Here is a 9,927-nt window from a genome sequence, read left to right on the forward strand (position 1 = left end):
CTCCCACAGGACCATCCGATGCCCATCAGCAACCTGACGTCCCGCATCTCCGGCTTCCACCGCATGAACCCGGAGGAGCGGCTCGCCGCCGTCGAGGCGTTTTCCGGCCTCGATGCCGGGGCCGTCGCGCAGCTCCGGCGCGCCGGCAACATTGACACGCACCTGGCCGACCACATGATCGAGAACACCGTCTCGACCATCGCGATCCCCGTCGGCATCGCGACGAACATGCGGGTGGATGGCCGCGATGTCCTCGTGCCGATGGCGACGGAGGAATCCTCCGTCGTCGCCGCCGTCTGCAACTCCGCCCGCCAGTGCTACGAGAATGGTGGCTTCGTCACCTCCGTCTCCGGCAACCTGATGATCGCGCAGGTACAGTTGGTGGGCGTCCCCGACCCCGAGAACGCGCGCATCCGCATCCTGGAGCACCGTGAGGAGATCGCGGCGGTCTGCGACGGCTGCGACCCGATGCTGGTCCGCCTCGGCGGTGGCTTCCGCGACCTCGAGGTGCGGGTGGTCCCCTCCAAGGGCGGGCCGATGGTGGTGACGCACCTGATCGTGGATACGCGCGACGCGATGGGGGCCAATACCGTCAATACCATGGCGGAAACCCTGGCGCCTTCCATCGAGCAATGGACAGGCGGCAAGGTCTTCCTCCGCATCCTGTCCAACCTCGCGGACCGGCGGCTCGCCCGCGCCCGGGCGGTCTGGCCGGTCGCGGCCATCGGGGGGGAGGCGGTGCGCGACGGCATGATCGCCGCCTACCACTTCGCGGAGGCCGACCCCTACCGCGCCGCCACTCACAACAAGGGCATCATGAACGGTGTCTCCGCCGTGGTGCTGGCCACAGGCAACGACACGCGGGCCGTGGAGGCCGGCGCCCATGCCTATGCCGCCCGCGACGGCCGCTACACCAGCCTGACGCGCTGGGAGGTGACGGCCGATGGCTCCCTGGCGGGCGTGCTGGAAATGCCGCTTCCCGTAGGCCTTGTCGGCGGCGCCACCAAGGTGCATCCCACGGCGCAGGCCTGTCTCAAGGTCCTGGGGGTGAAGACGGCGGCGGAGCTGGCGCGGATCATCGCGGCCGTCGGCCTGGCGCAGAACTTCGGTGCCATGAAGGCGCTGGCGACCGTCGGCATCCAGCAGGGGCACATGGCGCTGCACGCGCAGAACGTCGCCATCGCGGCCGGCGCCGTGGGCAAGGAGGTGGAGAAGCTGGCGGCCCTGCTGGTCGCGCGCCGGCAGGTACGGGGGGATGTCGCGGCGGAGGAGCTGGCGAAGCTCCGCGCGGGCTGAGGAGGCGCCCGTGGCATATCCCGGCCGCGTCAGGATCGTCGAGGTCGGGCCGCGCGACGGCCTGCAGAACGAGGCCGTGGCCGTCCCGGTCGAGGCGAAGGTGGCGCTGATCGAGGCCCTGGCCGGCGCGGGGCTGCGGGTGATCGAGGCCGGCAGCTTCGTGTCGCCGCGATGGGTGCCGCAGATGGCGGCGACGGCGGAGGTGCTGGCCCGGCTCCGCCCTCTGCCCGGCGTCGCCCTGCCCGTGCTCGTGCCGAACCTCCAGGGGCTGGAGGCGGCGCTCGCGGCCGGGGTGGAGGAGGTCGCGGTCTTCGGCGCGGCCTCCGAGGCCTTTTCCCGCAGGAACATCAACTGTTCCATCGCCGAAAGCCTGGATCGCTTCGCCCCCGTCGTCGAGCGGGCGTTGGCCGCCGGCCTGCGCGTGCGGGGCTATGTCTCCTGCGTCCTCGGCTGCCCCTATGAAGGCGAGGTCGCCCCGGCGGCCGTGCGTTCGGTCGCGGCCGCCCTGGCGGCGATGGGCTGCTACGAGGTCTCGCTGGGAGACACCATCGGCACCGGCACGCCGGTGAAGGCCAGGCGGATGGTGGAAGCCGTGGCGGAGGCCGTGCCGGTGGACCGGCTGGCCCTGCATTTCCACGACACCTATGGGCAGGCCCTGGCGAATATCCTGGCCTGCCTCGACCTGGGCGTCTCGGTGGTCGACAGCGCCGTGGCGGGGCTGGGGGGCTGCCCTTACGCGAAGGGCGCCAGCGGCAATGTGGCGACGGAGGATCTGGTCTATATGCTGCACGGCATGGGCATCGAGACGGGCGTGGACCTCCACCGCCTCCATGCCGCGGGCGCGGCCATCTGCGCGGCGCTGGGCCAGCCGACGGGCTCGCGGGTGGCCCGCGCGCTCGGCTAGACTTGGCCCGGCCGGAACAGGAGTTTGCGGAGATTGGGCATGCGGCAGCCGGGGCGCCCCGCGACCCGCGTGGAGGAGATCGTGCGGCGGCTGGCCGATGCGATCGAGCGCGGGCTCCTGGCGCCCGGGGAACGCCTCGCCTCCATCCGCTCCGCCGCGGTGAACCACGGCGTGTCGAAGAACACCATGGCCGAGGCCTATGACCGCCTCGTGGCCTCGGGGCATCTGGAGGCCCGCAGGGGCGCCGGCTATTTCGCCTCCGCTGCCATCCGGCCCGCGCGGGCCCGCGTGCCGCCGCACCTGGCCGAGGCGATCGACACCGTCTCCCTGCTGCGCGGGCAGCTCGAAGCCCGGCACGAGGTGCGGCCGGGGGACGGGCGCCCGCCGCCTTCCTGGATGGAGGGTTCCGAGCTGGCCGCGCAGTTCGCCGGCGGCAAGTGGCGGCCCGGTGGCAGCGTCGAGCACGGCTACGGCAGCTCCTGGGGCTTCCTGCCGCTGCGGGAGCGCATCGCGCTGTCGCTGGTGGAGCGCGGGATTTCCTGCTCCCCCGAGCAGGTGTTGATGACCTTCGGCGCGAACCATGCCTTCGACATCGTCATCCGCCATCTCACCGAGGCCGGCGACACCGTCCTCGTGGATGATCCAGGCTATTACCCGCTCTTTGGCAAGCTCCGGCTCGCGCGCGTCCGCGCCCTGGGCGTGCGCCGCCTGCCCAACGGGCCCGACCCGGACGACCTCGAAGCCAAGCTCGCCGAGTTCCGGCCGAAGGCCTTCTTCACCCAGTCCCTGGCGCATAATCCCACCGGCGGCACCTTGTCGCCCGCCGTTGCCCACCGCGTGGTGCTCGCCGCCGAGCGGCACGGCGCGACCATCGTGGAATGCGACCCCTTCGCCGATATCCTGCCGGCCACCAGCCCCCGCCTCGCGGCGCTCGATGGCCTCCGCCGCGTCATCTATGTCGGGACCTTCTCAAAGACGCTCTCCGCGTCGCTGCGCGTCGGTTATGTCGCGGCGGAGCCCTCCGTGATCGGGGCGCTGAACGACCTGAAGATGCTGATGGTGGTCTCGACCTCCGGCTTCGCCGAGCGCTTCGTCGCGCATCTCATCCAGGGGGGACACTATCTCCGCCATCTCCGCCGCCTGAGGGCTCGCATCGACAAGGGGACCGACACGGCCGTGGCGAATCTCGCGGCAGCCGGCTGGCCGGTCGGGGTGCCGCCCGGTGGCGGCCTTTACCTCTGGGTTCCGCTGCCCGAGGGCCTCGACGAGGCCCAGCTGTGCCACCATGCCTCGGCCCAGGGCATCTTCCTCGCGCCGGGCTCGGTCTTCCGGCCGGGCCAGGCCGATGCCGGGCATCCCGCGATGATGCGGGTCAACGTCGCCTACGCGAACGACCCTCGCTTTCTCTCGTTCCTCAGGCACTCGCTTGATGCGCGCGAGACAGGCGCTTCGGCCCTGTCCCGCTAACCCCCTCTACGGACCGGCTGCCTTCGACAAGCCTTGTGGCGCCGGAACGCGCGCGGCTTCCCCCGAGGCCACCGTTTCACCTTCGGCGCCGCGCCCGGCGGATCATCGTGATATTTTCCTCTGATTTTGCCGCGTAATTTTTCATTTCTTGCCGCTGCTTCAGCAGCCCGCTGCCTCAGCCTCAGGCGGTGGATGACGCGCGGGTGGAGGAGATATTCCTCCCGTCGGCGCGCTTTTGCCTCCTCGCCAAGGAGGCGTCTCAGCGTCGGAAAATTTTACGCTCACGCTTCAGGCTGTCAATAAGTTGCTGGTTCGAAACGTTGGCACGGCCTTTGCACCGGATCACCTGCCCAATTCCGGGAATGGGAGCTGAACCATGCGAAAGACGATTTTGGCGGCGTCAGCCGCCATGGCGTTGCTGATGGGTGGTCTGCCGGCATCGGCAGCAGACTTTTCCTTTACAGGTAACTTCGGTACCGATGACGCGGTCCAGCTGTTCAACTTCAGCCTGGATTCAACATCCACGGTGACGCTGCGCACGCTGTCCTACGCCGGCGGCACCAATGCGGCTGGGGAGACGATCGCGCGTGGTGGCTTCGATCCCATCCTGTCCCTGTTCGATGCTTCGGGGGCGCTGGTTGGTGTCGGTGACGACGGCGGCTTTGGCGTGGTTGGAACCGATGCCCTGACCAGCTCGGCCTGGGACGCTTTCCTGACCACGCTGCTGGAGCCGGGCACCTACACCGTGGCCCTGACGCAGTACGACAACTATTCCTTCGGCAACCTGGCCGATGGGTTCTGGCGGCTGGGTGAGGGCAACTTCACCGTCTATATCGGCTGCCCCACGAGCGGCCCGGCCTTCAACGACGCCTCGGGGGAGGAGGGCTGTGCCCGCGCGAGTCACTGGGCGGTTGATGTCCTGAATGTCACGACCGCCGTTGCCGTGCCGGAACCCGCCTCCCTGTCCTTGTTCGGCCTCGGCCTGGCTGGCCTGGGCTTCATCCGCCGCAGGAAGATCGGGGCCTGAGAATCCTGGCGTGGCGGCCTGTGGCGAGAGCCATGGGCCGCCACGTCACGCCGCCGTTCGCACGTCTCCGCAGGAACTCAGGACGCGCGCGCACCAGTTGGCGTGTCTCCAGCAGGAGACGGGGAATGCCAGTTGAAGCGCATGTCGGCAGTCCGGCCGGGTTCTTCTTTGCCTGGACAACCGGGCTTGTTGATCGCCGGCGTGGCGCTCACTTCAATCTCTTGTCTCATGGTGCTGCTGTCGCAGAAGCGCACTTTGCCTTCCGGCTGCCGTATGGCGAGGGCGTGTGAGAGAAGGCGGCAGCGCGGACGTCTGCTTCGTCTCGTGAGTGGTATCGCGGGCAGCCTGCCCGGAGCGCAGGAGCCTGGTGCGGCCTTGCAGGAAGCCGCTGGCCAAAGGCGCCGCTACCGAATTAGCTCCACCGGGAGCGAGGCGGAGCATGGCCTGGATGAGCTTGCGCCTCTCGGATGCTTTCGAATCCTGTATCAGGTCTTTCCCGTATGGCCTGGGTCAGGAGTGGAGTCTTACCCTCCTCACCTCAAGCGAAATGAGCCGCCATAAAGCTCCAGCTCGCGCAAGGAGAATGAAGGGATGCCGTTCCTGCTCAGGCGGCGGGCTTTGCCTGCTCTTCTACCTGTGCTTCCTGTCGCAGCCGCCGCTCAGCCAAGCGGCGCTACCACGGCAATTCCTCCGCCGTCCAACGACCCGCTTGAACGCCTGCGGCATCACCGCGCGGTGGAGGCGGTCATCTGGGGCATGCCGGCTGTGAATTACGACCTGATGCGCCAGCAGATGCTGGACAAGACCGCCGGCAGAGTAAACGAGGTGATTCACTGGGGCCGCCCCCTGGACTGGCGCAACCAGACCCTGACGCCCAACCCCGACACGCTCTACTTCATGACCTTCTTCGACACCAAGGCTGTAGGTCCGGTGGTGATGGAGGTGCCACCAAGCGATGCCGGCGGCTCGCTCAACGGCAACATCGTCAATATCTGGCAGATGCCGCTGGAGGATGTCGGGCTGCTTGGCGTGGACAAGGGGGCCGGCGGCAGGTTCGTCTTCGTCCCGCCGGGCTACGACCAGCCGATCCCCGAGGGCTTCACCGCGCTGCGCTCCGACACGCATGAAGGTTATGCGCTGTTCCGCTCCAACCTCGCCAGCCATGACGAAGCCGATGTGCGGAAGTCCATCGACTATGGGCGACGCATCCGCATCTACCCGCTCTCCGCGGCCGCCATCCCACCGCCGACCCGCTTCACCGATGTCAAGGATGTGCTGTTCGATTCCACCATTCGCTACGATTCCAGCTTCTTCGACAGCCTCGACCGCCTCGTACAGGCAGAGGCGTGGCTGCCGCGTGATCGCCTGATGATCAACACGTTACGCAGCATCGGCATCGAGAAAGGCAAGCCTTTCAGGCCGGACGCTCAAGCCCGCGCCTTTCTGGATGCCGCCATTGGCGATGCGCGGCGAGTGCTGGATGCCATGTATGACAAAGGCTGGCCGAGCTTCTTCGAGAACACGCAATGGCGGGCTGCCGCGCCGGCCGAGTTCATCAAGACGCAGGTTAGCGGCTACGCCGACCCGGACGACTATCCGAGTGACGCACGCGGCATGTGCTACACCTATGGCTACATTGGCCTGAAGAGGCTGGGTGCGGGCCAGTTCTACCTCATCGCCATCCGCGACCGGGACGGCAACGCTCTTGACGGTGCGCGGACCTATCGCCTCACTGTGCCGCCCCAGGCTCCGGTGGAGCAGTACTGGTCCGTTACCGCATATGACCGGAACACCCATGCGCTGATCCGCGGCATGCCACGCGCCAGCCGGTCATCGCAGATCCGCGAGATGCAGAAGAACGCCGATGGCTCGATCGATGTGTTCTTCGGGCCCGCGGCACCGGCCGGGCAGGACGCGAACTGGGTACCCACCGACGCGCAGCGTGGCTTCGAGCTGATGTTCCGCCTTTATGCTCCCACGAAGGCCTTCTTCGACAAAGCCTGGGTGCTGCCTGACCTGGTCCGGATCTAGCACCGATGCACAAGGACGAGCAGATGACCAACCAGATGCAGCCGCTTTCCCGCCGCCACGCCCTGCTGGCTGGCGCTGCGCTCGCCGGCACCGCGACCGCGGCCCGGGCGCAAAATCAACCATCCGAGCCTGCCGCCCGCTTCGAGGGGGGTTATCCCGATGCCAGCACCGCCCGCCGCCTGCGGGACGAGGCTGTTCTCCAGCGCGCGGTGGTCGCCTATCGCTTCTGGTATCCGACCGTGTCGATGGAGGGGATCTTCAACGGCAGCCGCGAGGTCGGAGTATCCGACGGCACCGCCATGGGCGTCGCTTCCACCGGGCCACGCCAGGTCGGCTTCACGCTGAATTCTGACACGCCTTATGGCTCGGCGACACTCGACGTGGCTGCCGGCCCGGTCGTCATCGAGGTGCCCCCGGGTCCATACATCGGACTGGTCAACGATCATCATCAAGGCTGGGTGCTCGACGTAGGCCTGCCCAGCCCGGATGAGGGAAAAGGCGGCAGGCATCTGGTTCTTCCGCCCGGTTATGCGGGGCCGGTGCCGAGCGGCTACCATGTCGGGCGTTCGGCCTCAAACAAGCTGCTCCTCGCGGTCCGTGCCATGCCGGTGGGCGGGGACATGCCTGCGGCATTGAACGCGTTGCGGAAGGTGCGTTTCTATCCGCTGAGCGCCGCAGGCAACCCGCCCGAGATCACGTATGTGGACACCACCGAGCGCCGCATGGATTCCACTTGCCTCCGGTGGGAGGACAATATCCAGTTCTGGGAGGTGCTGCACCGTATCGTGCAGGAGGAGCCGCTGGCTGAGAACTTTCTGCCTATGTACGGGCTGCTGGCGGCGCTTGGCATCGAAAAGGGCAAGCCTTTCGCGCCGGATGCTCAGATGCGCGCTGTCCTGGAGCGCGCGGCCCGGACGGGGCGCGACGAGCTTCTGGTCTCCGCCTTCGCCAGTGACCGCGCGGATCGCCTGAATTGGCCGGACCGGCAATGGGAGTGGGTTGGGCTGGTCCCTGGCAGCGCCCAGTTCGAAACACCATCCGGCCTGGACCTGGAAGCGCGCGACCGCTGGTTCGCCCAGGCCATCGTGACCTCCCCAGCAATGTTCCGCCGCAGTGCCGGGGCCGGCTCGCTCTACTGGCTGAGCGCGCGTGACGGAACAGGCGCCTTCCTTGATGGCGGGCGCAACTACCGACTGAGCATTCCTGGCCCGGTCCCGGCTAAGCTGTTCTGGTCCGTCACTGCCTATGATGCCGCAACCCGGTCGCAGGTGCAGACGGAGCAGGATAAGGCGGCGCTGCGCTCCTTGTTCGAGCTGAAGGATGTGTCGCAGAACGCGTCGACGGATCTGTTCTTCGGCCCCCGGGCGCCCGCGGGTCACGAGCAGCGCTGGATCAGGACAACGCCTGGTCGCGGCTGGTTCGCCTACATCCGGATCTATGGTCCGGAGCAGGCTGCCTTTGACCGAAGCTGGAAGCCTGGCGATTTCGAGGCAGTCGGATGATGCGCTAACCAGCGCCTGGCGGTGAGCCCAGCGGCCGCCAATCCTCCCTCCAGAGATCGCCCTGTTTCCAGAGCTGAGAAGCAGCTTTCCTTCAGACGGGATCTTGATCGAGCAGGCTGAGGGCCGTTTGGCTTGGCGACGGTGTTCCGCTTCGCTCTTTGTCCTTGCAGGAGGATGCGTGAGCGGATCGGAGTGGCTGAGCGAAGGTTTGGGCGGTGATCGAGCCGCAACTGTCGCCCGAGATATGCGCTGGCTGTTCCTGAGCTACCTGGACCGGGCGACGGCGCTTGAAGAACGGCCGATGTTCTACAACACGCTCACCAGCAACTGTCGCAGCTTCGGCTATCCTCGCAGAGGCCGGAGAGCGCATCGGAGAAATGGGTGCAACCGCAAGCTGATATCCTCCGCACGCGGTCATCGGCTAGGGCCGCGGAGCATGCACAGGAACAGCGCGAGCGCCAAGGGAAAGACGACAGCCTTGAGGCGAGTTCCGCACCCGGATGGCATTCAATGAACCGGGGCACGGCGCTGTCATTCCCCAGCACCTGCCGCAGGGCTGTCGTGGTGCTACAATGGTGTAGTCACGCCGCCCCGAAGCCGGAAGCGGCCGCCACGAGAGTTGTGTTAGCTGTGCCGTGTAGCGATAAAGATTTGGCGCCTGGCAGCCTCTCTCAAGCGCCTGCAGAGAATCAACGGTCTACGTTAAATGTGAAAGGTAGAGAGAAGCTGCATTCGGGCTAAGTGCAACACGGCACCACTGCAACTCTGGTTGGCATCACTCAGGATTGGTTGTCGTCCTTGACCATCAGCGTACCAGAGCAGTGTCGATGACATGCACCACGCCGTTGGAGCAGAGCTTGTCACCCGCGATCACCGTCGCCTTTATTCCATTCGGAGCAGTGATGGTGAAGGTGCCGTTGTCGTTGGAAATCGTCAGCTGTGTCCCGGCGCGGGTGCGCGTGGTCACCGTCTCGCCGGGCTTCAGGGCGGAGGAAGTGTAGCGCCCTTCCAGGATATGCGTGTTGACCACTGCCGGTCCCATCACCGGGTCGGCGGCACCAGTGCCTCCGCGATCGTCGGGAAACACGATGCTCGTCAACCCGGGCGCCACGCGGTTGATTGCAGCATCGGTGGGCACGAAGATGGTGTAGGGGCCAACTTCGCGCAGATCCTGCGCCACATGGGTTCGGGTTGCCACCGTCACGAAGCGGGTAGCTCCCTCCAGTCCGGCAATGGTGTCGATGCAGTTCCGGTTCTGGGCTTGCGCGGCGCCTGCCGCAGTCAAGAACAGGCCTGCAACCAGAGTGGCACGCATGAGATGAGGAATATGGAACATGGTGCGATCCCCTCTTCCGGCGGCTCGTCAGCGCCGCCGAGCGGCGAGAATGTATAACTCTAGCTTGGCAAAAGCGATCCAGCAGAACCCTGAGAGTTGCTAGGGATTTCACCTATCCGTTGCAACCAAAAAACAAGCTGGAGCTGCAGCCGGTCAGGCGATGGTCACAGATGATAGTAGTAGCTTCCTTGTTTTCCGGCCATCACGATCGAGATCGCGACGTTCCTTGAGAGTTACCGGAGGTTCTATGGAGGCTGAATGCAAACAGCCATCCCGTTCTGGCGCTATCAGGCGTGAAGGCGCATACGATGCTGGCTAAGGCCTGTTAGATCTTGATTGCTGTTCCCATGTTCTGGGTATGGCG

The 9,927-nt window shown here is 66.4% G+C and carries 9 protein-coding genes; 8 read left to right on the forward strand and 1 reads right to left on the reverse strand.

From position 1 onward, the window contains the following. Positions 1-18 precede the first annotated feature (18 nt). The 8 genes from IBL25_RS11980 (at position 19) to IBL25_RS27715 (ending at position 8,741) form a co-directional block, all read left to right on the forward strand. Positions 19-1,296: a hydroxymethylglutaryl-CoA reductase, degradative gene (locus IBL25_RS11980; protein WP_187778777.1), complete on the forward strand. Its 1,278-nt coding sequence runs from the start codon at positions 19-21 to the stop codon at positions 1,294-1,296. A 10-nt stretch (positions 1,297-1,306) separates the two neighbouring features. Beyond that, complete coding sequence (locus IBL25_RS11985) at positions 1,307-2,200, forward strand: hydroxymethylglutaryl-CoA lyase (protein ID WP_187778778.1); 894 nt, start codon at positions 1,307-1,309, stop codon at positions 2,198-2,200. 39 nt (positions 2,201-2,239) lie between these two features. Next, a complete protein-coding gene (locus tag IBL25_RS11990) occupies positions 2,240-3,667 on the forward strand; it encodes an aminotransferase-like domain-containing protein (protein ID WP_187778779.1) in 1,428 nt (475 codons plus the stop codon). A 376-nt stretch (positions 3,668-4,043) separates the two neighbouring features. Then, on the forward strand, positions 4,044-4,694 hold the full coding sequence (locus tag IBL25_RS11995; protein WP_187778780.1) for a DVUA0089 family protein: 651 nt from the start codon (positions 4,044-4,046) through the stop codon (positions 4,692-4,694). A 125-nt stretch (positions 4,695-4,819) separates the two neighbouring features. Beyond that, positions 4,820-4,984, forward strand: coding sequence for a hypothetical protein (locus IBL25_RS12000; protein WP_187778781.1), 165 nt, complete (start codon positions 4,820-4,822; stop codon positions 4,982-4,984). Between the two features lie 301 nt (positions 4,985-5,285). Continuing rightward, a complete protein-coding gene (locus tag IBL25_RS12005; protein WP_187778782.1) occupies positions 5,286-6,725 on the forward strand; it encodes a DUF1214 domain-containing protein in 1,440 nt (479 codons plus the stop codon). Between the two features lie 5 nt (positions 6,726-6,730). Further along, on the forward strand, positions 6,731-8,227 hold the full coding sequence (locus IBL25_RS12010; protein ID WP_238940377.1) for a DUF1254 domain-containing protein: 1,497 nt from the start codon (positions 6,731-6,733) through the stop codon (positions 8,225-8,227). 244 nt (positions 8,228-8,471) lie between these two features. Then, positions 8,472-8,741 carry a lipoprotein N-acyltransferase Lnb domain-containing protein gene (locus IBL25_RS27715; protein WP_367615597.1) on the forward strand — a complete coding sequence of 90 codons (270 nt, stop codon included), beginning with the start codon at positions 8,472-8,474 and terminating at the stop codon, positions 8,739-8,741. Positions 8,742-9,032: 291 nt separating this feature from the next. Here IBL25_RS27715 and IBL25_RS12015 read toward each other — a convergent pair whose 3' ends face one another. After that, entirely contained in the window at positions 9,033-9,563 is a 531-nt protein-coding gene (locus tag IBL25_RS12015) for a fasciclin domain-containing protein (RefSeq protein WP_187778783.1), read from the reverse strand. Positions 9,564-9,927 lie beyond the last annotated feature (364 nt).

This window comes from Pseudoroseomonas ludipueritiae (genome assembly GCF_014490445.1).
Lineage (GTDB): Bacteria > Pseudomonadota > Alphaproteobacteria > Acetobacterales > Acetobacteraceae > Pseudoroseomonas > Pseudoroseomonas ludipueritiae.